Annotated in this window: 16 protein-coding genes and 1 pseudogene; 11 read left to right on the forward strand and 6 right to left on the reverse strand. The window is 73.1% G+C overall.

What is annotated here, in order from left to right; translation table 11 throughout:
- Positions 1-8 precede the first annotated feature (8 nt).
- Together FHX46_RS10255 and FHX46_RS10260 are read left to right on the forward strand one after the other, a co-directional pair.
- Positions 9-2,003, forward strand: coding sequence for an acyl-CoA dehydrogenase (locus tag FHX46_RS10255; protein ID WP_167112779.1), 1,995 nt, complete (start codon positions 9-11; stop codon positions 2,001-2,003).
- 31 nt (positions 2,004-2,034) lie between these two features.
- Positions 2,035-4,710, forward strand: a complete 2,676-nt coding sequence (locus FHX46_RS10260) for a DEAD/DEAH box helicase (protein ID WP_167112781.1) — start codon at positions 2,035-2,037, stop codon at positions 4,708-4,710.
- Here the strand turns inward: FHX46_RS10260 and FHX46_RS10265 are convergent.
- Positions 4,680-5,921, reverse strand: a complete 1,242-nt coding sequence (locus tag FHX46_RS10265) for an alpha/beta hydrolase (RefSeq protein ID WP_167112783.1) — start codon at positions 5,919-5,921, stop codon at positions 4,680-4,682. The genes FHX46_RS10260 and FHX46_RS10265 overlap by 31 nt on opposite strands.
- Positions 5,922-5,959: 38 nt before the next feature.
- On the opposite strand from FHX46_RS10265, the gene FHX46_RS10270 reads away from it, so the two are divergent.
- Genes FHX46_RS10270 through FHX46_RS10295 form a run of 6 tightly spaced genes read left to right on the forward strand, consistent with a single transcriptional unit; the run spans position 5,960 to position 12,015 of the window.
- On the forward strand, positions 5,960-7,357 hold the full coding sequence (locus FHX46_RS10270; RefSeq protein WP_167112785.1) for a WS/DGAT/MGAT family O-acyltransferase: 1,398 nt from the start codon (positions 5,960-5,962) through the stop codon (positions 7,355-7,357).
- A 57-nt stretch (positions 7,358-7,414) separates the two neighbouring features.
- A complete protein-coding gene (locus tag FHX46_RS10275; RefSeq protein WP_167112786.1) occupies positions 7,415-8,437 on the forward strand; it encodes an acyl-CoA dehydrogenase family protein in 1,023 nt (340 codons plus the stop codon).
- Positions 8,437-9,579: an acyl-CoA dehydrogenase family protein gene (locus FHX46_RS10280; RefSeq protein WP_167112788.1), complete on the forward strand. Its 1,143-nt coding sequence runs from the start codon at positions 8,437-8,439 to the stop codon at positions 9,577-9,579. The genes FHX46_RS10275 and FHX46_RS10280 overlap by 1 nt, the downstream gene beginning before the upstream one ends.
- The gene (locus FHX46_RS10285; RefSeq protein WP_167112790.1) at positions 9,576-10,466 is read left to right on the forward strand and encodes a bifunctional MaoC family dehydratase N-terminal/OB-fold nucleic acid binding domain-containing protein; all 891 of its coding nucleotides are present in this window, start codon (positions 9,576-9,578) and stop codon (positions 10,464-10,466) included. Before FHX46_RS10280 ends, FHX46_RS10285 begins: the two co-directional genes overlap by 4 nt.
- The gene (locus tag FHX46_RS10290) at positions 10,463-10,849 is read left to right on the forward strand and encodes an acyl dehydratase (RefSeq protein WP_167112791.1); all 387 of its coding nucleotides are present in this window, start codon (positions 10,463-10,465) and stop codon (positions 10,847-10,849) included. The genes FHX46_RS10285 and FHX46_RS10290 overlap by 4 nt, the downstream gene beginning before the upstream one ends.
- Positions 10,846-12,015 carry a lipid-transfer protein gene (locus FHX46_RS10295; protein ID WP_167112793.1) on the forward strand — a complete coding sequence of 390 codons (1,170 nt, stop codon included), beginning with the start codon at positions 10,846-10,848 and terminating at the stop codon, positions 12,013-12,015. Before FHX46_RS10290 ends, FHX46_RS10295 begins: the two co-directional genes overlap by 4 nt.
- Here FHX46_RS10295 and FHX46_RS28790 read toward each other — a convergent pair.
- Positions 12,006-12,134 (reverse strand): hypothetical protein, encoded by a 129-nt coding sequence (locus FHX46_RS28790; protein WP_279589445.1) that lies wholly within the window; start codon positions 12,132-12,134, stop codon positions 12,006-12,008. The genes FHX46_RS10295 and FHX46_RS28790 overlap by 10 nt on opposite strands.
- Positions 12,135-12,309: 175 nt before the next feature.
- On the opposite strand from FHX46_RS28790, the gene FHX46_RS10300 reads away from it, so the two are divergent.
- Positions 12,310-12,870, forward strand: a complete 561-nt coding sequence (locus tag FHX46_RS10300) for a DUF5134 domain-containing protein (protein WP_208400091.1) — start codon at positions 12,310-12,312, stop codon at positions 12,868-12,870.
- Positions 12,871-12,958: 88 nt separating this feature from the next.
- Here the strand turns inward: FHX46_RS10300 and FHX46_RS10305 are convergent, their stop codons facing one another.
- From FHX46_RS10305 to kstD, 4 genes are read right to left on the reverse strand one after another with little or no spacing between them, the layout of a single operon-like run.
- Positions 12,959-13,972 (reverse strand): ferredoxin--NADP reductase, encoded by a 1,014-nt coding sequence (locus tag FHX46_RS10305; RefSeq protein ID WP_167112797.1) that lies wholly within the window; start codon positions 13,970-13,972, stop codon positions 12,959-12,961.
- A complete protein-coding gene (locus tag FHX46_RS10310) occupies positions 13,962-14,228 on the reverse strand; it encodes a hypothetical protein (RefSeq protein ID WP_167112799.1) in 267 nt (88 codons plus the stop codon). The genes FHX46_RS10305 and FHX46_RS10310 overlap by 11 nt, the downstream gene beginning before the upstream one ends.
- Positions 14,225-15,361: a Rieske 2Fe-2S domain-containing protein gene (locus tag FHX46_RS10315; protein ID WP_390622601.1), complete on the reverse strand. Its 1,137-nt coding sequence runs from the start codon at positions 15,359-15,361 to the stop codon at positions 14,225-14,227. The genes FHX46_RS10310 and FHX46_RS10315 overlap by 4 nt, the downstream gene beginning before the upstream one ends.
- Positions 15,358-17,025, reverse strand: a complete 1,668-nt coding sequence (gene kstD, locus FHX46_RS10320; protein WP_167112801.1) for a 3-oxosteroid 1-dehydrogenase — start codon at positions 17,023-17,025, stop codon at positions 15,358-15,360. Before kstD ends, FHX46_RS10315 begins: the two co-directional genes overlap by 4 nt.
- A 99-nt stretch (positions 17,026-17,124) precedes the next feature.
- Here kstD and FHX46_RS10325 point away from each other — a divergent pair.
- Positions 17,125-18,733: pseudogene (locus FHX46_RS10325) on the forward strand (FAD-binding protein).
- A gap of 44 nt (positions 18,734-18,777) precedes the next feature.
- On the forward strand, positions 18,778-19,956 hold the full coding sequence (gene hsaA / locus FHX46_RS10330; RefSeq protein WP_167112805.1) for a 3-hydroxy-9,10-secoandrosta-1,3,5(10)-triene-9,17-dione monooxygenase oxygenase subunit: 1,179 nt from the start codon (positions 18,778-18,780) through the stop codon (positions 19,954-19,956).

Raw genomic sequence — 19,956 nt, forward strand, 5'->3', positions numbered from 1 at the left:
TGAGTCGCATGTCCGTTCGCACCGCGGAGCAGCGCGCCCTCGCCGACACGATCCGCTCCGGCGGCCGCACCCGGGCAGACCTGGTGGCGGCCGGGGTGTTCGGCATCGGCGTGCCCGAGGAGCTGGGCGGCGCCGGCGGCACGGTGGCCGACGCCGCGGTGGCCGTCGAGGAGGCGGCGGCCGCGCTGGTGCCCGGCCCGGTGACCGGCACGGTGCTGGCGGCACTGGTGCTGGCCCGGCACGGCGACTCGCCGCCGGCCAAGGAGCTGCTCCCGGCGTTCGCGGACGGCTCGGCGAGCGCGGGCGTGGCCCTGACTCCGGACGGCCCGGTGCTGGACGCCGACGCCACGCACGTCCTGGTGGCCGACGGCGGCAGCTGGAGCGTGCGGGAATCCGGCGCCGACGCCGTGGAGTCGTTCGACCTGTCCCGTGCCTTCGGGCGGGTCCGCGCGGGCACGGGGGTGGTGTTCGCGGGCGGCGAACCGCGGACCTTCGCCGCCACCCTGGCCGCGGCCGAGGCGGCCGGGATCGCGCGCTGGTGCGTGACCACGGCGGCGGAGTACGCGAAGGTGCGCGAGCAGTTCGGCCGGCCGATCGGGTCGTTCCAGGCGGTCAAGCACCTGTGCGCCGGGATGCTGTGCCGGGCCGAACTGGCCGAGGCGCTGGCCTGGGACGCCGCGCGTGCGGCGGACGAGTCGCCGGAGCAGCACGCGTTCGCCGCGGCGGTCGCCGCCGCGGCGGCCCTGGATGCGGCGGTGGACACCGCGAAGGACTGCATCCAGGTGCTCGGCGGGATCGGGTTCACCTGGGAGCACGACGCGCACCGGTACCTGCGGCGCACGGTCGCGTTGCGACAGTGGCTCGGCGGTTCCGCGCTGTGGCGGCGCGCGGCGGCGTCGCTCGCGCTGGGCGGCGTCCGCCGGGAGCTGGGGGTCGACCTCTCGGAGCACTTCGACCCGCGGGTGCGGGCGACCGCCGAGGAGATCGCCGCCCTGCCCGAGGGTGACCGCCGGGAGCGGCTGGCCGCGACGGGGTACCTGATGCCGCACTGGCCGGAGCCCTACGGGGTGGCCGCGAGCCCGGCGCAGCAGCTGGTGATCGACGCGGAGCTGGCCCGCGCCGGCGTGACGCGACCCGATCTGGTGATTGGCGCGTGGGCGGTGCCCACCCTGCTGGAGCACGGCACCGAGGAGCAGCGGCGACGGTTCGTGATGCCGACGCTGCGCGGTGAGCTGACCTGGTGCCAGCTGTTCAGCGAACCGGGTGCCGGCTCGGACCTGGCGTCGCTGCGCACCCGGGCGCGGCGAGTGGACGGCGGGTTCGTGCTGTCCGGGCAGAAGGTCTGGACCTCGCTCGCACATGAGGCCGACTGGGGCATCTGCCTCGCCCGGACCGATCCGGACGCGCCGAAGCACCGGGGCATCACCTACTTCCTGGTCGACATGTCGGCACCGGGCATCGATGTGCGGCCGCTGCGGGAGATCACCGGGGCCGAGCGGTTCAACGAGGTCTTCCTGGACGAGGTGTTCGTCCCGGCGGCGAACGTGGTGGGCGAGGTGGACGACGGCTGGCGGCTGGCCCGCACGACGCTGGCCAACGAGCGGGTCGCGATGGCGGGCGGGTCGTCGGTCGGGGAGGCCGCCGAGGAACTGCTGGCGGCGGTGACGGATCCCGATCCGGCGGTGCTGGAACGGCTTGGCGCCCTGGTGGCCGAGGGCACCGCCTGCGCGCTGCTCGACCTGCGGTCCACGCTGCGGCGGTTGGCCGGACAGGACCCGGGGCCGGAGTCGAGCGTGCGCAAGCTGATCGGCGTGCGGCACCGGCAGGCGGCGGCCGAGACGGCGCTGGAGCTGCTGGGCCCGTCGGGCGTCCTGGTGACCGCGCAGACCTCCGGCCCGCAGCACGAGTTCCTGCTGTCGCGCTGCCTGAGCATCGCGGGCGGAACCACGCAGATCCTGTCGTCCGTGGCGGCGGAACAGCTGCTGGGGATGCCACGCGGCTGAACTGTCGGTGGTTCCGCCTAGGGTGACCGGCGTGGACTGGAGCGGGACGACGAGGGCGATCTTCGTGCCCTCCGAGCCGCCCCGCGACGGTGTGCTGGCCGTGTGGGGGGACGAGCCGGGGCCGACGCCGGTCGAGCTCGTGCTGCCCGGGGCGGGGAGATCCGTTCACCGCACCAGGGTCGAGGCGCACGTCCTCCCGCTTGCCGACGCCCTGCCGCGGTTGCTCGCCGCCGGTGACGGCAGCCCGGGCCTGCGCGCGTGGTCGGCGGCGGTGGCGGCGGGAGCGGACCTGGTCTCCCGCGGCCGGGTGCGGCCGGTGCCGGGCCCGGGCGAGGTGGCGGCCTGGCGGGCCGGGCCGCTCGACCGGGCGGACGAGGAACTGCTGCGCGACCTGGCCGCGGCCCTGCCGCCCGAGGCCCACGCCCTGCCGCTGTCCGGCCTCAAGCGGATCCGCCTGCACTCGCCGGAGACCCTGGTGCGCGCGCTCTGGGATGCCACCGCCGACGTGCTCGCCGGCGGGGGCGCCGCGGACGGGGCGCAGCTCCAGCTCCGCGTCGAGGTCCGGGAGACCGGCGACGGCTTCGCCTTCGCCGGTGTTCTCGCGCTGCGCAGCCGCGCCGATCCGAGCCTGGTGGTGGACGCCGCCGCGCTGCCGGCCGCGCCGGCGGCGGTGCGGTCCCGGTTCGGCGGCCAGGTGCAGGCCCAGCTGCTCGTCGCGGTGCGGCGCGCCGCTCGTGCCTGGGCGCCGCTGGGCCGCCTGCTCGGCGCCGCCGCGCCGGCCGAGCTGTCCCTGGACGACACCGAGGTCGTCGAGCTGCTCGACGACGGCCGGGGCGCGCTGGCCGCGGCCGGTGTCGAGGTGCTGTGGCCAAGCGGCCTGGCCGCCGAGCCGGTCCGGGTCCGGGCGAGCGTCACGCCGTCGCCGGGCGGCGAGGGCGTGTTCCGCCTGAGCGAGCTGTTGCGCTTCCGCTGGCAGCTGAGTGTGGGCGAGCAGACCCTGACCGACGCCGAGGTCACCGCGCTCGCCGAGGCCAAGCGCCCGCTGGTGCGGCTGCGCGGGCGATGGGTGCGGGTGGACGACGCTCTGCTGTCCCGCCTGCGCGGGACACGCCGGGCGGTCACCGGTGCGCGGGCGCTCGCCGCGGCGCTGACCGGCGAACTCGAGCTCGGCGACGAGCACGTGGACTTCGCCGCCCCGCCGGCGCTCGCCGGGCTCGTCGCCCGGCTGCGCGTACCGGGGGAGCCGGTCGAACCGGATGCCGGCCTGCAGGCCACCCTGCGGCCCTACCAGCGCGCCGGGGTGTCGTGGCTGGCGCGCATGACCGAGCTGGGGCTCGGCGGCGTCCTCGCCGACGACATGGGCCTGGGCAAGACGATCCAGCTGATCGCGCTGCACCTGCACCGGCGCGCGCTCGGCGCTGGTCCGACGCTGGTGCTGTGCCCGATGTCGTTGCTGGGCAACTGGGAACGCGAGGTGGCGCGGTTCGCGCCGACGGTACCGGTGCGGCGTTTCCACGGCGGCGGGCGGCACCTGACGGGCGTGAAGCCGGACGAGATCGTGCTCGCCACGTACGGGGTGCTGCGCCGCGACGGCGCCGCGCTGTCCGAAGTGGACTGGGGGCTGGTGGCGGCGGACGAGGCCCAGCACGTGAAGAACCCGCAGTCGGTGACGGCCGGACAGCTGCGGCGTGTCCCCGCCGCGGCGCGCGTCGCGCTCACCGGCACGCCGGTGGAGAACCGGCTCACCGACCTGTGGTCCATTCTGGACTGGACCACCCCGGGCCTGCTCGGCACCCTGGAGCACTTCCGCTGCACCACCGTGCGCCCGGTCGAGCGCCACCGGGACGCAGCCGCCGCCGACCGGCTGGCGGCGACGGTGCGGCCGTTCCTGTTGCGGCGCCGCAAGACCGACCCGGACATCGCGCCGGAGCTGCCGCGCAAGACCGAGACCGACCGGTACGTGCCGCTGACCGCGGAGCAGGCCACCCTGTACGAGGCCGTGGTGCGGGAGAACCTGGCGGTGATCCGGGAGTCCCGTGGCGTGCGGCGGCGCGGTCAGGTGCTCAAGCTGCTCACCGAGCTGAAGCAGATCTGCAACCACCCGGCGCAGTACCTGAAGGAGACCGGGCCGCTGCCCGGGCGGTCGGGCAAGCTGGCCGCGTTCGAGGAGCTGCTGGACGTGATCCTCGACGAGGGCGAGAGCGTGCTGGTGTTCAGCCAGTACGTGCGCCTGTGCCGGTTGCTGGCGGCGCGGCTGGGCGAACGCGGGGTGCCGGTGCAGCTGCTGTCCGGTGCTGATCGCGCGGGGGAGCGGGAGGTGAAGGTGGCGCGGTTCCAGCGGGGTGACGTGCCGGTGTTCCTGTTGTCGCTCAAGGCCGGCGGCGTCGGGTTGAACCTGACCCGCGCGACGCACGTGATCCACTACGACCGCTGGTGGAATCCCGCGGTGGAGGACCAGGCGACCGACCGGGCCCACCGGATCGGCCAGGACCGCCCGGTGCAGGTGCACCGGCTCGTCGCGGAGGGCACGGTCGAGGAGCGGGTGGCCGCGGTGCTCGCCGGGAAGCGCCGGCTGGCGGAGGGCGTGGTCGGCTCCGGGGAGGACTGGATCACCGACCTGTCCGACGAGGAGCTGACCACGCTGGTCCGTCTGGGTGAGCCGGGCCGGGCGCCGGCTCAGGTGCGCCCGCGGAGCCAGCGCAGGTAGGTCCACTCCAGGAAGCGTTCCACGCCACGCACCACGTGGGCGCTGCGGATGGACGGGAAGACGTCGAACGCGTGCTGCGCGCCGGGCAGTTCCGCGTACGCCACCGGCTGTCCGGAGGTCTCCCGCAGGCGCCGGACGAACTCGCGCGCCTCCCGGACCGGCACCAGCGAGTCGTGTGCGCCGTGGATCACGAAGAACGGCGGCGCCTTGCCGGTGATCCGGTCCAGCGGTGACGCGGCGCGGTACTCGTCCAGGTGCTGCGCCGGGTCCTTGCCCACCACGTACCGGGCCAGCAGCGCGTGCAACCGCACCGTGCTGGCCCGCGAACCGCTCGACGCGGCGAAGTCGTACACCCCGTAGTGCGGCACGCACGCCTGCACGCGGGTATCGGCGCCGGCGAAACCGGGTTGCAGTCCCGCGTCGTCCGCGGTGAGCGCCAGCAGCGCGGCCAGGTGACCGCCGGCCGAACCGCCCGTGGCGGCCAGGAACGCCGGATCGCCGCCGTACTCGCCGATGTGCTCGCGGATCCACGCCACCGCGCGCTTGACACCGACGATGTGGTCCGGCCAGTGCGCCTTCGGCGACAGCGGGTAGTTCACCGCGACGCACACCCAGCCGCGCTGCGCCATGTGCAGCATCAGCGGAATGCCCTGGTGGTCCTTGCTGTCCACCATCCAGGCGCCGCCGTGGATCTGCAGCAGCACCGGGCGCCCCCGCACCGGTTCACGCGGCCGGTAGATGTCCATCAGGAACCGCTTGCCCCCCGGCGCGTAGGCGAGGTTCCGGTCGCGCCGCACGTCGGGGTTGCGCATCCGGAACGGCAGCACCAGCTGCCCCCACGGCGTCGCCAGGTCCCGCGGGTCCGGCGGGCGTTCCAGATCCGCCGCGTACCGCGGCCCGAGCGCCTCCGCCAGCGCCTGCTCCACCGCACCCTTCGCCCGCTGCGACGTCACGATCAGCGACCCCAGCCCGGCCACCGATGCCGCGGCGAGCCCCAGGCCGGCCCGGTCCGCCCGCGTGCGCAACCCGTACCGCGCCAGGTGCGCGGCGGTGTCGGCGACCGTGAGCGCGAGCAGGTGCGGCGCGAGCTCCCCGGTCAGCCAGCCGGCGAAGAACGCGGGTACCGAGGCGCGCACCCCGGGCACCGGGCGCAGCGCGTTCGCCGTCAGGGCGAGCTGCAGGGCCCGCCGGGTGCGGAATCGGGGTCGCATGTCCCATGATCGTAGTCGCTTTCCCTTACCCTTACCGGGTGCGACCGCTCAGTGGACTCGACGCCAGTTTCCTGTACCTGGAAACGTCTTCCCAGGTGCTGCACGTGTGCGGGCTGCTCACCCTGGACGGGTCGAGCATTCCGGGTGGTTACCGCTTCGCGGAGTTCAAGCGCACGCTCGCCGGGCGCATCTGCGCGATTCCGGAGTTCCGCCGGAAGCTGCACAACTCCCCGCTGAACTTCCTGCACCCGGTGTGGGTCGAGGACGACGCGTTCGACATCGACCACCACGTGCACCGCGTCGCCGTGCCCGCGCCGGCCGACCGGGAGACGCTGGCCGAGCTGTGCGCCCACTTCGCCGGTCAGCCGCTCAACCGGGAGCGGCCGCTGTGGGAGATGTACGTGATCGAGGGCCTGCCCGGCGACCACGTCGCGGTGTTGTTCAAGATGCACCACGCGACGGTCGACGGGGTCGGCGGCGCCAACCTGATCGCCTACCTGGCGGGCACCGAACCGGGTGAACTTCCGCCGCTGCCGGACCCGGAGCCCAACCTCGAGCCGCCCTCGCACCTCCAGCTGCTGCGCGCGAGCGTCCAGGAGCTGGCGCGGCGCCCGGTGGAGGTGGCCAAGCTGCTGCCCGGTCTCGCCGGCATGGCGCCGCGCTGGCTCGGCCGCGCGCTGCGCCGCCAGGGCATGCCGGTCCCGTTCACCGCGCCGCGCACCTCGTTCAACTCCACGATCACCGGCGTGCGCAGCATCGCCTACGGCACCGTGGACCTGGACGACGTCAAGACGGTGAAGAACGCCTTCGGCGTGAAGGTGAACGACGTGGTCCTGGCGCTGTGCGCGGGCGCGCTGCGCCGGTACCTGGACGCGCGCGGCGAACTGCCGCCGGATCCGCTGGTCGCGACCGTCCCGGTGTCCACGCTGGGCCGCACCGGCCAGGAGGGCGACAGCAGCAACAAGGTGTCCGCCTTCTTCGCGACCCTGCCCACGCACCTGCCGGAGGCCGCCGCGCGGATCTACGCGGCCGCGGAGGGCAACCGGCAGGCGAAGGAGCACCACCACGAGATCGACGCCGACATGCTGCAGAACTGGGCGCAGTTCGCCGCGCCCGGCCTGTTCGGGCTCGCCGTGCGGGCGTATGCGGCGCTGCGCCTGGCGGACAAGCACCCGGTGGTGCACAACCTGGTCGTCTCCAACGTGCCCGGCCCGCCGATGCCGCTGTACTTCGTCGGTGCGCGGGTCACCGCGTTCTACCCGCTCGGCCCGGTGTTCCACGGCGCCGGGCTGAACGTGACCGTGCTGTCCTACGCCGGCAAGATGGACATCGGCCTGCTCGCCGCGCGAGAACTGGTTCCAGATGTGTGGGTGCTCGTCGAGGCGATGCGGGACGAGATGCGGGAACTACTCGCGGCGGCCGCGGCTCTTGCCTGAACTCGTCTCCTCGGCTAAGACTAGAACAGGTTTCAGTCTTGTTGCCGAGGAGCCGGTGTGGACTTCACCCTGGATGCGACCCAGGCCGACATCGCCGCGCTGACCGCGGACGTCCTGGCACGGGAGCCGGCGGACGCCTGGCCGGCGCTGGCCAAAGCGGGCCTGCTCGCGCTCGCCCTGCCCGCCGAACTGGGCGGGGACGGGCTGGGTCCGGCCGAGGTCGCCGTGGTGCTCACCGAGGTCGGCCGGGCAGCCGCGGACGTGCCGGCGCTGGCTGCCCTCGCGCTCGGGGTGCTGCCGCTGGACCGGCTGGGCAGCCCGGAGCAGCGGGCGCGCTGGCTGCCCGCGATCGCGTCGGGCGAGGCGGTGGTCACGGCCGCGCCGCACGAACCGTCGGCCCCGTTCGTCACCGCGCCGTCCACCGAAGCCGTGCCGGCCGGCGGGGGATGGGCGCTGACCGGTACGAAGACGCTCGTGCCGTCGCTGCCGGAGGCGCGGTGCGTGCTCGTGCCGGCCACCCTGCCGTGGGGCACCGGGGTCTTCCTGGTCGATCCGTGCGCACCGGGCGCGCAGGTCTGCGGCACCACCCTGCGGCTGACCGGCGTACGGGCCGGGGAGGCGGACCTGCTGCCCGCGGGCGCACTGGCCGACCTGCACCGGTTCGCGCTCGCCGGTGCGGCCGCGCTGGGCGACGGCGCCGTGGCCGGAGCGCTCGCGCTGACCACCGGGCACGTGCGGCGGCGCGAGCAGTTCGGTCGTCCACTCGCGACGTTCCAGGCGGTGGCCCAGCAGATCGCGGACGTCTACATCACCTCCCGCACGTTGCACCTGGCGGCGCTGTCGGCGGTGTGGCGGCTCGCCGAAGGTCTGGACCCGGACGAGGACCTGGCGGTCGCGGCGTACTGGCTGGCCGAGGAGGCCCCCCGGGCGCTGGCGCTGTGCCACCACCTGCACGGTGGTCTCGGCGTCGACGTCACCTACCCGCTGCACCGCCACTACGGGCTGGTCAAGGAGCTCGCCGCGGTCGTCGGGGGCGCGGCGGAGCGGCTGGACCGGCTCGGCGACCTGGTGGAGAGCTGATGCACATCGAACTGACCGCGGCGCAACGGAAACTGCGGGACGAGCTGCGCGAGTACTTCGCCGGGCTGGTCACGCCGGAGGAGCGGCGGGCGCTGCTGCGCGAGCGGCACGGCGAGGTCTACCGCCGCATCGTGCGGCGCATGGGCGCCGACGGGCGGCTGGGCGTGGGCTGGCCGGCGGAGTACGGCGGTGGCGGGTTCGGCGACCTCGAGCAGCACCTGTTCGCGGACGAGGCCGCCCGCGCCGACGTGCAGCTGCCGTCGGTGACCCTGCAGACGGTCGGCCCGACGCTCCAGGAGTACGGCACCCCGGAGCAGAAGGCGTTCTTCCTGCCGAAGATCCTCGCCGGTGAGGTGCACTTCGCGATCGGCTACACCGAACCGGACGCCGGCACGGACCTCGCGTCGCTGCGCACCACCGCGGTGCGGGACGGCGAGTCCTATGTGGTCGACGGACAGAAGATCTTCACCACGGGCGCGCACGACGCCGACTACATCTGGCTCGCGGCGCGCACCGACCCGGATGCGCCCCGGCACCGGGGCATCTCGATCCTCATCGTCGACACCCGCGACCCCGGTTACTCCTGGACCCCGATCATCACCTGCGACGGCGCGCACCACGTCAACGCCACCTACTACTCCGGGGTCCGGGTGCCGGTGGCGATGCGGGTCGGCGCGGAGAACCAGGGCTGGCGCCTGATCACCACGCAGCTCAACCACGAGCGGGTCATGCTCGGCCCGGCCGGCCGGGTCGGCGGTCTCTACGACCGGGTGCGCGCCTGGGCAGCGGAGCGCGGCCTGCTGGACCGGCCGGACGTGCGGCGGGCGCTGGGCGAGACGCGGGCGGTGATGCGCATCAACGAGCTGCTGAACTGGCAGGTGGCGGGTGCGGCCCTGGATGTCGCGGACGCGTCGGCGACGAAGGTGTTCGGCTCCGACCGCATCCAGCGGGTGGCACGGCTGATGGAGGAGATCGTGACCCGTCACGGTGACCTGTCCGATCCGGACACCGCCGAACTGGCGGAGTGGCTCGACGTGCTGGCGCGGCGCAACCTCGTGCTCACCTTCGGCGGCGGTGTCAACGAGATCCAGCGCGAGCTGATCGCCACCGCCGGGCTGGGGCTGCCGAGGGTGCCGCGATGAGCATCGAAGCAGCCGCGGCGCGCATCGCCGCCCAGGGCGAGTCGTCCCGGCGGCTCGCGCGGGATCCGGTGAACCAGGCGATGATCAACAACTGGCTGGAGGCCATCGGCGACACCGACCCGCGCTACACCCGGGGGGTCGCGCCACCGGCGATGGTGCAGGTGTGGACGATGCCGGGCCTGCACGGGCAGCGCGCCGCGGACGACCCGCTGGGCGCGATGATGAGGGTGCTCGACGAGGCCGGCTACACCTCGGTGGTCGCGACCAACTCCGAGCAGACCTACCACCGCTACCTGCGCGTCGGCGAGCACGTCTCGGCGTCCACGGCGCTGGAGTCGGTGGTGGGGCCGAAGCGGACCGCGCTCGGCGAGGGCTGGTTCGTCACCACGCGCACGTCCTTCTACGTCGGCGGGGAACTGGTCGCCGACATGCTGTTCCGGGTGCTCAAGTTCGCGCCACCACCGGCGCAGCCGGCGCAATCGGTGCAGTCGGCGCCGGGTGTGCTGCGGCCGGTGATCAGCCGGGACACCGAGTTCTTCTGGGCGGGCACGAAGGCCGGTGAGCTGCGGATCCAGCGGTGGGGCGACACCCTGCGGCACCCGCCCGGTCCGATGCCGCCGGACGGCGACCTCGGCGCGGAACCCGGCTGGGTCGTGGCGAGCGGCCGCGGCACCGTGCACAGCTACGTCGTGCACCACCGGCCGGCGGTGCCGGGCCGGGAGCCGCCGTTCGTGATCGCGCTGGTCGAACTGGAGGAGGGAGTCCGCATGCTGGGTGAACTGGTCGGCGCCGATCCGGCGGATGTCCACATCGGACTACCGGTGACCGTCACCTTCGTGACCGTGGACGACGACCTGACCCTGCCGGCCTGGCGGGTGGCGCGGTGATCGCCGCCGGCACCGAGCTGCCCGAACTGGCCTTCGACGTCACGCCGACGTTCGTGATCAGCACCGCGCTGGCCACCCGGGACTTCCAGGACGTGCACCACGACCGGGACGCGGCCGTCGCACGCGGCTCGGCGGACATCTTCCTCAACATCCTCACCGACACCGGGCTGGTGCAGCGGTTCGTCGCCGGGTGGGCCGGGCCGGACGCGCTGGTGCGGTCGATCAGGATCAAGCTGGGGGTGCCGTGTTACGCGGGGGACCGGCTGGTGTTCACCGGCCGGGTCCGTTCGGTCGAGGGCCGCGTGGCGGTCGTCGAGGTGACCGGGACCGGGAAACTGGGGGCGCACGTGAGCGGGACGGTGACCGTGGAGCTGGACTCATGAGCCTGGCGGGCAAGGCCGCGATCGCCGGCATCGGCGCGACCGAGTTCTCCAAGGACTCCGGGCGCAGCGAGTTGCGGCTGGCGGCCGAGGCGGTACGCGCCGCGCTGGACGACGCCGGGCTCCGTCCATCCGATGTGGACGGTCTGGTGTCGTTCACCATGGACGGCAACGCCGAGATCGCGGTGGCGCGGGAGCTGGGCATCCCGGAGCTGACGTTCTTCAGCCGCGTCCACTACGGCGGCGGCGCGGCGGCCGCGACCGTTCAGCAGGCAGCGATGGCGGTCGCGACCGGCGTGGCCGAGGTGGTGGTCGCCTACCGGGCGTTCAACGAGCGCTCCGGGCACCGGTTCGGGCAGGTGTCGGCGGCCGCCGCGGGGCAGGTCAACTCCTCCGGCCTGGACAACGCGTTCCACTACCCGATGGGGCTGGCTACCCCGGCGGCCACGGTGGCGATGGTGGCGCAGCGGTACCTGCACGAATACCGCGCCTCGACCGAGGACTTCGGCCGCATCGCCGTGCTGGACCGCAAGCACGCGGCGACGAACCCCGCCGCGTGGTTCCACGGCAAGCCCATCACGCTCGAGGACCACCAGGCGTCGAAGTGGATCGCCGAGCCGCTGCGGCTGCTCGACTGCTGCCAGGAGTCCGACGGCGGGGTCGCCCTGGTGATCACGAGCGTGGCGCGGGCGCGAGACCTGCGGCGGAAACCGGCGGTGATCGCGGCGGCGGCGCAGGGCAGCGGTCCGGACCAGTACGTCATGACCAGCTACTACCGGGACGAGCTCACGGAACTGCCCGAGATGGGCGTGGTGGCGCGGCAGCTGTGGGCGCAGGCCGGGGTGGGGCCCGCGGACGTGGACGTGGCCGTGCTCTACGACCACTTCACGCCGTACGTGCTGATGCAGCTGGAGGCGCTGGGCTTCTGCGGGCGGGGCGAGGCTGCCGGTTTCGTGGCGTCCGGCGCACTGGAGCTGGACGGTTCGCTGCCGCTCAACCCGCACGGCGGTCAGCTCGGCGAGGCCTACATCCACGGGATGAACGGCATCGCCGAGGGCGTCCGGCAGATCCGCGGTGAGTCGTGCAACCAGGTGGCGTCGGTAGAGCACGTGCTCGTCACGGCCGGTACCGGGGTGCCGACGAGCGGGCTGGTGCTGGCTCAGTCGTAGCCGCGGACGAGGTGGCTCTCGTCGTCCGCGGGCAGCGTTTCGGGCGTGCCGGGTGCCGGGTCGAGGGCGCCGCTGTCGAGGTCGGGTGCGGGGTCGGTGATCGGTTCGGTGACGGTCATCGTCTGTTGTCCTTCCTGACTTCGCCTCCCTGGTGTGGTTCCCGTCACACCTGCGGTGAAACACCAGTGCTGTCAGCGCATGGGGGGAACCGTCACCGGCTGCGTCGTCTCATGGTGTGGAATTCACCGGGTTGACCGCTAGCGCGCCGGCCGGGCCGTGCGCGAACTTGGGGGCATGCACATCCCGGCCGCCCTCGCGTGGAGTTTGACCGTGGCGTTCGCGCTGCTGGCCGTGCCCAGCCTGGCGCGGCTGGTCCGCCGGGACGCGCTGACCACGACCCCGGACACCCGTCAGATGGACCTCGCCGAGCTGCTGATGGTCCTGGCGATGCTCGCGATGGTCTCGCCGCTCGGCGGGCCCATCCCGGCGGCCGGGTGGCAGGCGATCCTCGTGCTCACCGCGGGCTGGTTCCTGGTCGCCGCGCTGCGCGGGCGGCGTTGCTGCGCCCTGCACCACCTGGTGTCCGCCGCCGCGATGCTCTACATGATCACGGCGATGCCCGGCCACCACGAGCACGGGCCGTGGCTGTCCATGGCGGGCCATCCGGTCAAGCTCGCCTGGCCGGTGCTCGCCCTCGCCGCGATCGCCTACTTCGCGGTGGACAGCGTGCGCGCCGGGCTGCTGGGCGTGCGCTGGGCGCGCACCGAGAGCCTGCGCGACCACCGCGCGTCCCGCCAGGTCTGCCGGGCGCTGATGGGCGCCGGCATGGCCTACATGCTGGTCACCGGCCTGTAGGCACCAGCAGCCGGTCCAGCGGACCGCGCAGGACGAGCGCACGCGGGTGACGCCGGTATTCCGGCTGGGCGAGTGTATCGAGGGTCTCCTACTCGTAGCTGACCGAGACCTCGTCGGTCAACGGCACCGACTGGCAGGCCAGCACGATGCCGTCGGCGATGTCCTCGGCATCCAGGACCTCGTTGTTCAGCATCTTCACCTCGCCGGACACGATGCGGCAGGCACACGCGCTGCACTGCCCCTCCCGGCAGGAGTACGGCGCGTCCAGCCCGCGGGCCAGCAGGACGTCGAGCAGTTTCTGCTGCCGGGGCCAGGAGAGCGAGTGCTGCGCCCCGTCCAGATCGACCGACAGCGCGGTCGTCCCGCCCGCTGCCGGCGCGGTCGCCGCGGCCTTGTCCTCGAAGGGATTGCCGCCCAGCGACACGAACCGTTCCAGGTGGATCCGCCGGCGCGGCAGGCCGAGGTCCTGGAGCGCCTGCCGGCCGGCCGTCATGAACGCCTCGGGACCGCACAGGAACGCCTCGAACTCCGCGTACGGCCGGGCCAGCTCGCGCAACTGGGTCACCGACGGCAGCCCCTGCACGCTCTCCAGCCAGTGCACCAGAACCAGCCGATCCGGGTGCTCCCGCGCCAGCGCGGCCAGCTCCTGGGCGAAGATCACCGACGATTCGTCCCGGTTGGCGTAGACCAGCACGATCCGGCCACCGCCGGAGGCCAGCGCCGACTTCAGGATCGACATCACCGGGGTGATCCCGCTGCCACCGGCCAGCAGCAGCAGGTCGGCGTCCAGCGACTCCGGGGTGAACACCCCCGCCGGTGGCAGGACGTCCACAGTGGAACCGGCACGCACGTTGTCGCACAACCAGTTCGAGCCGTACCCGCCGGCGGTGCGCTTCACGGTCACCTTCAGCCGGGAGCCCTCGTGCGGGGCGCTGGACAACGAGTAGCACCGCGCCGCCGCACCGGCCCGCAGCGTCAGGAACTGTCCCGGCCGGTACCGGAACTCCGCGGCGTGCTCGGCAGGCACGTCGAACACGATCGAGGACGCCTGTGCCGTTTCGGCGATCACCTCGGCGACGGTCAGCGGATAGCTATCCGGCATCGAGAACCCCGAACTCCCCGTCCCGCACCGCCGCCCCGATGCTGTCCACCAGCTTCGGGCAGGTGTCCAGCAGCGCGGTGGGCGCACCGCCCGCGGCGTGCTCGGCGAACACCGGGCAGCTGCCGGCGTCGGTGGTCCACTGGATGCTGGTGTGCTTGAGGCTGTTCTTCTTCACCAGCACCCGCGTGCCGCACGACGCGCAGGCGTGCGGCCGCATCCCGCCGGCGAGGAACTCGGTGCGCTCGGCCGTCGTCATCCGGCGATCCCCGCCTCCTGCTGCCGGGCCAGGTTCTCGGCCACCTCCCGCGCCCACACCTCGTTGGCCTTGGTGGTGTCCACCTCGAACTCGAACCGGCGCGTCATGTCCTCGGTGACGTCCTCCACGTCCACGTAGAACTGCTCGTACCAGCGGCGCAGCTGGTAGACCGGGCCGTCCTCCTCGCACAGCAGCGGGTTGTCGATGCGGGTCTTGTTCTTCCAGATCTCCACGTCCTGCAGGAACCCCACGCCGATGCTCCGGGCGAACTTGCCGGCGATCTTGTCCGCCTGCTCGTCCGAGACGCCCGGCAGCTTCTTCACGCTCACACCCCACTGCAGGACGAAGGAGTCCGGCGTGACCGGGTAGTGGCAGTTGATCAGCACGTTCTCGATCTCGAAGCCCCGGTAGGTGTTGAGCAGCTTGTTGATCATGTACGACGGCCCGAAGTAGCTCGCCTCGGAGCGCAGCAGGTTGTCCTCACCGCCGTAGTTGGACGCCATCCCGACGTCCGGGCGGCCCTTGGTGTTGAGGTACTGCGTCGCGATGTGGCCCTCGAACACGTTCTTGAAGTAGGTCGGGAACGCGTAGTGGATGTAGAAGAAGTGGGCCATGTCCACCATGTTGTCGATGATCTCGCGGCAGTTGGAGCCCTCGATCAGCACCGAGTCCCAGGTCCAGTTGCTCCACTCGCCGGTGAAGACGCCCTCGATCCGCGGGATCACCACATCCGGCGGCGGCGGGTTGCCCTGCGGGTCGTGCCACACGAACAGCTGCTTGTTCTCCTCCAGCGTGAGCCACGACCGGGTGCGGGCACGCAGCGGAACCCGTTTGGCGTAGGGGATCGACACGCACTTGCCGTTGCCGCCCCAGCGCCAGTCGTGGAAGGGGCAGGCCACCTCGTTGCCCTTGACGCTGCCCTGGCTCAGGTCACCGCCCATGTGACGGCAGTAGGCGTCCAGGACGTGGAGCGTCCCGTCCGCACCGGCGAACACCACGAGCTTGGTGCCGAACGCGGTGACGGCGTGCGGTTTCCCGTCCCGGAACGTCTCGGCCAGCCCCAGGCAGTGCCAGCCACGCGCGAACCGCGCCGGCGGCGCACCCGCGTCGATCGTGCGGACTTCAGTCATCATCGACCTCCAGTGCGATTCTGGGTGGCCAGGTGCCGCGCGGCAAGGAACCCGAAGACCATCGCCGGCCCGATGGTGGCGCCGGGGCCGGCGTAGGTGTGTCCCATGACCGCGGCGCTGGTGTTCCCGGCCGCGTACAACCCGGGGATCACCGACCCGTCCTCGCGCAGCACGCGGGCATGCGTGTCGGTGCACAGCCCGCCCTTGGTGCCCAGGTCGCCGGGCACGATCTCGACCGCGTAGAACGGGGCCTTCTCGAGCGGGCCGAGGCTGGGGCTGGGTTTCTGGCGCGGATCGCCGTAGTAGTGGTCGTAGGCGCTGCGCCCGCGGCCGAAGTCCTCGTCCACGCCGCGCCGGGCGAAGCCGTTGAAGCGCTGCACGGTCGCGGTCAGCGCGCCGGGCGGGACCTCGATGCGGGCGGCGAGTTCGGCGAGGGTGGGCGCGGTGACCACGACGCGGTGTCTGAACCAGCGGCCGGGGAGCTTCTGCCGTGGGCCGATCCCGGTGAACATGTACCGGTCGCGGTAGCGCTGATCGAAGATCAGCCAGGCCGGGATGTTCACCGCGGGGCCCTCGCCCGGGCCGTACATCGCGTGGACCGCCTCGACGTAGGGCGCCGACTCGTTGACGAACCGTTCGCCGCGCGCGTTGACCATGATGCTGCCCGGGCGGGAGCGCTCGGCCAGGGCGAACCACGGCCCGCCGGGCAGCGGGATCGTCGGGCCCCACCACGCGTCGTCCATCAGCGCGACCGCGGCGCCGAGCTTGAGCCCGGCCGTGATCGCGTCGCCGGTGTTGGCCTTCGCGCCGACAGTCCACCGGGTGCCGATCGGGCTGCGCTGGTACTTCGCGCGCATCTCCTCGTTGTGCTCGAACCCGCCCGCGGCGAGCACGACCCCCAGCCGCGCTCGCAGGATCTCCTCCCGGCCGTCCCGCCGGACCACCACACCGGTGACCCGGTCGTCCTCGGTGACCAGGTCGAGCAGGGGAGTGTCCAGCCACACCGGCACGTCCGCCCGCAGCAGGCCGGCGCGCAGCCCGGCGGCCAGCGCCTGGCCCATCGACAGCAGCCGCTGCCCGCGCGCCACCCCGGCCAGCCACCGCGCGCCGATGCGCAGCACGCGCAGCACCCCCTTCGGGTGCCTCGCGAGCAGGCTCAGCCAGCGGTAATCCGCCTGCGTGATCGGCACGCCGAGCGGCGCCCCGCTGTAGGGCGGTTCCAGCCGGGCCAGCTCGGCACCGAGCACCTTGCCGTTCAGCGGGACCGGCTCGACCGACCGCCCGCCGGCCCGTCCACCGGGTGCCTCCGGGTGGTAGTCGGAGTAGCCGGGCACCCAGCGCAGGCGCAGCGGGGTCGTGCGGTGCACGAACGACACCACCTCCGGCCCGTGGTCGAGGAAGGCCTGGCGCAGCCCGGCCGGCACGACGTCGCCGACGATCGCGTCGAGGTAGGCGCGCGCCTGTCCGGGGCTGTCCACGACGCCGGCCGCGTGCAGCGCCTCGTTGCCGGGGAGCCACACCCCGCCACCGGAGCGGGCGGTGGAACCGCCGAACTTCGCCGCCTTCTCGATCACCACGACGGACAGGCCGGCGTCGGCGGCCGCGAGCGCGGCGGTCATGCCGGCCGCGCCGCTGCCGGCCACCACGACGTCGAACTCGTCGGTCATGCCACCTCCGCTGCAACCTGTTCCAGTTTGATTCCAGCCTGTTCGTCGTCCCGTTGGTCACGATAGACGAGAACGTGTTTCAGTTCTAGGGTGGGGCGGGTGACACACACGGCGGATGTCATCGTGATCGGGTTCGGGGCGGCCGGCGCCTGTGCGGCGATCGAGGCCGCCGACGCCGGTGCCGACGTGCTGGTGGTCGACCGGTTCGGCGGCGGCGGAGCGACCGCGCTCAGCGGCGGGATCGTCTACGCGGGCGGGGGCACCGCGCAGCAGCGCGCGGCCGGGGTCGACGACTCGGCCGACGCCATGTACGACTACTTGCGGCTCGAGGCCGGCGACGTGGTGTCGGAGGAGACGCTGCGCCGCTTCTGCGCGGAGAGCCCGGCCATGATCGAGTGGCTGGAGCGCAACGGGGTGCCGTTCGACGGCAGCCTGTGCCCGTACAAGACCTCCTACCCCAACGACGACTACTACCTCTACTACTCGGGCAGCGAATCCGCGGGCGGGTTCCGCGACCTGGCCAAACCGGCGGCGCGCGGGCACCGCGCGAAGGGGCCGGGCACCTCGGGGAAGGTGCTGTTCGCCCGGCTGGCCGAGGCGGCCCGGCGGCGTGGCGTGCGGGTGCTGCCCGGTACCCGGGCCGAATCGCTGATCGTCTCCGGCGGTGTGGTGACCGGCGTGCGCGTGCGGACCCTGCGCGACGCGCCCGCGCGGGTGCGTGCCGCGCACGCCCGGATGGCGCGGTACGCGGCCAAACCCGGCATCTACGTGCCGGCCGTGCGCAACGCCCTGCGGCGCCGGATCGAGCGGCTGGAGCGCCGGTACGCCCGCGAAGTGGATCTGACGGCGCGGCGCGGGGTGGTGATCGCGGCCGGCGGGTTCATCACCGACCGGGAGCTCGTGCGCGAGCACGCTCCGGCCTACCGCGGCGGGCTGCCGCTGGGCACGATCGCCGACGACGGATCGGGCATCGGCCTCGGCACCGCGGTCGGGGCCGCGACCGCCGAGATGCACCGGATCTCGGCCTGGCGGTTCATCACCCCGCCGAGCGCGTTGCTCACGGGCGTACTGGTCGACGCCGCCGGCCGGCGGATCATCGACGAGTCCCGCTACGGCGCAGCCATCGGCGAGGTGCTGATCGGCGAGCACGACGGCAGGGGCTGGCTGCTCGCCGACGCCGGGACCATCGCCGAGGCGCGCCGCACCGCGCGGCGGGAAAGCCAGTGGTTCCAGTGGTTGCAGGCCCGGTACCTGCTGCGGCGCGGCCGGGTGTCCGCGCACTCGCTGGAGGAGGTGGCCCGGCGCGCGGGGGTGGACGCCCAGGGGCTGAGGGCGACCGTCGAGGCGTACAACGCGGCCGCGGAGACCGGGGCGGCCGATCCGGCGGGCAAGCCCGCCGAGTACGTGCGGCCGGTGCGCACGCCGCCGTTCTCGCTCATCGACGTCTCCATCAAGCCCAGCCTCGGTTTCCCGTGCCCGATGCTGACCCTCGGTGGCCTGGTGGTGGACGAGTCGACCGGCCAGGTGCGTGCCGGGGACGGCACCGGGATCGCGGGCCTGTATGCCGCGGGCCGCTCCGCGGTGGGAATCTGTTCCAGGTCCTACGTGAGCGGTCTGTCTCTTGCCGACTGTGTGTTCTCCGGCCGCAGGGCGGGAATATCCGCAGCTCGACGGCTGGACGGATGACAAAAACGAGAACGTGTTCTAGTCTGAGTGGCGACAACAGCGGGACATGACGGACGGGGCGTGCAGATGACCGATCAGGATGGTCGCGGGGTGCTGGCCGGGGTCCGGGAGCTGCTTCCCGTCCTGCGGGAGCGGGCCCAGGAGACCGAGGACGCACGGCGCATCCCGGAGGAGACGATCAAGGCGCTGCAGGAAACCGGGTTCTTCAAGCTGCTCCAGCCGAAGACCTTCGGCGGCTACGAGGCCGACCCGGTGACCTTCTACACCGCGGTGAAGCTGCTGGCGAGCGCGTGCGGATCGACCGGGTGGGTCGCCTCGATCCTCGGCGTGCACCCGTGGCACCTGGCGCTGTTCCCGCCGCAGGCGCAGCAGGACGTGTGGGGCGCCGACGTGGATGTGCGCATCTCGTCGTCCTACGCGCCGATGGGCAAGGCCCGCGTGGTCGACGGCGGGTACCGGCTGTCCGGGCGGTGGAGCTTTTCCTCCGGCTGCGACCACGCCACCTGGGTCTTCCTGGGCGCACCGGCCTTCGACGCGGAGGGCAAGCCGGTCGATTTCTGCACCTACCTGCTGCCGATCGGCGACTACGCGATCGAGGACGTGTGGGACACCGTGGGCCTGCGCGGCACCGGCAGCAACGACATCCTCGTCGAGGACGCGTTCGTCCCCGCCCACCGCGCGCTGAGCTTCCGCGACACCTCGACGTGCCGCACGCCGGGGCAGGAGATCAACGCGGGGCCGCTGTACCGGCTGCCGTACGGATCGGTGCACCCGTCGACGATCACCGCGCCGATCATCGGCATGGCCCAGGGTGCGTACGACGCGCACGTGGCGCACCAGCGCAACCGGGTGCGCGCCGCGTACCTCGGGGAGCAGTCCAAAGAGGACCCGTTCGCGAAGGTGCGGGTCGCCGAGGCGGCCAGTGAGATCGACGCGGCGTGGCTCCAGCTCACCCGCAACATCGACGAGCTGTACCAGCTGGCCTGCCGCGGGGAGAAGCTGCCGTTCGCCACCCGGCTGCGCGTCCGGCGGGACCAGGTGCGCGGCACCGAACGGGCGATCGCCGCCGTGGACCGGTTGTTCGAGAACTCCGGCGGCCGCGCGCTGCAACGCGGCACCCCGATCCAGCGGTTCTGGCGTGACGTGCACGCCGGCCGCGTGCACGCCGCCAACGACCCCGAGCGCGCCTACACCCTGTTCGGCAACGGCGAGTTCGGCCTCCCGGTCGAGAATGCGATGGTGTGA

Origin of the sequence: Amycolatopsis viridis (assembly GCF_011758765.1) — a bacterium.
GTDB lineage: Bacteria > Actinomycetota > Actinomycetes > Mycobacteriales > Pseudonocardiaceae > Amycolatopsis_E > Amycolatopsis_E viridis.

Coding starts and splice junctions, on each gene's coding strand:
- FHX46_RS10255 (WP_167112779.1), top strand. CDS start 9: ATGTCCGTTCGCACCGCGGAGCAGCGCGCCCTCGCCGACACGATCCGC.
- FHX46_RS10265 (WP_167112783.1), bottom strand. CDS start 5,921: ATGCGACCCCGATTCCGCACCCGGCGGGCCCTGCAGCTCGCCCTGACG.
- FHX46_RS10280 (WP_167112788.1), top strand. CDS start 8,437: ATGCACATCGAACTGACCGCGGCGCAACGGAAACTGCGGGACGAGCTG.
- FHX46_RS10285 (WP_167112790.1), top strand. CDS start 9,576: ATGAGCATCGAAGCAGCCGCGGCGCGCATCGCCGCCCAGGGCGAGTCG.
- FHX46_RS10295 (WP_167112793.1), top strand. CDS start 10,846: ATGAGCCTGGCGGGCAAGGCCGCGATCGCCGGCATCGGCGCGACCGAG.
- FHX46_RS28790 (WP_279589445.1), bottom strand. CDS start 12,134: ATGACCGTCACCGAACCGATCACCGACCCCGCACCCGACCTCGACAGC.
- FHX46_RS10300 (WP_208400091.1), top strand. CDS start 12,310: ATGCACATCCCGGCCGCCCTCGCGTGGAGTTTGACCGTGGCGTTCGCG.
- FHX46_RS10305 (WP_167112797.1), bottom strand. CDS start 13,972: ATGCCGGATAGCTATCCGCTGACCGTCGCCGAGGTGATCGCCGAAACG.
- FHX46_RS10310 (WP_167112799.1), bottom strand. CDS start 14,228: ATGACGACGGCCGAGCGCACCGAGTTCCTCGCCGGCGGGATGCGGCCG.
- FHX46_RS10315 (WP_390622601.1), bottom strand. CDS start 15,361: ATGATGACTGAAGTCCGCACGATCGACGCGGGTGCGCCGCCGGCGCGG.
- kstD (WP_167112801.1), bottom strand. CDS start 17,025: ATGACCGACGAGTTCGACGTCGTGGTGGCCGGCAGCGGCGCGGCCGGC.
- hsaA (WP_167112805.1), top strand. CDS start 18,778: ATGACCGATCAGGATGGTCGCGGGGTGCTGGCCGGGGTCCGGGAGCTG.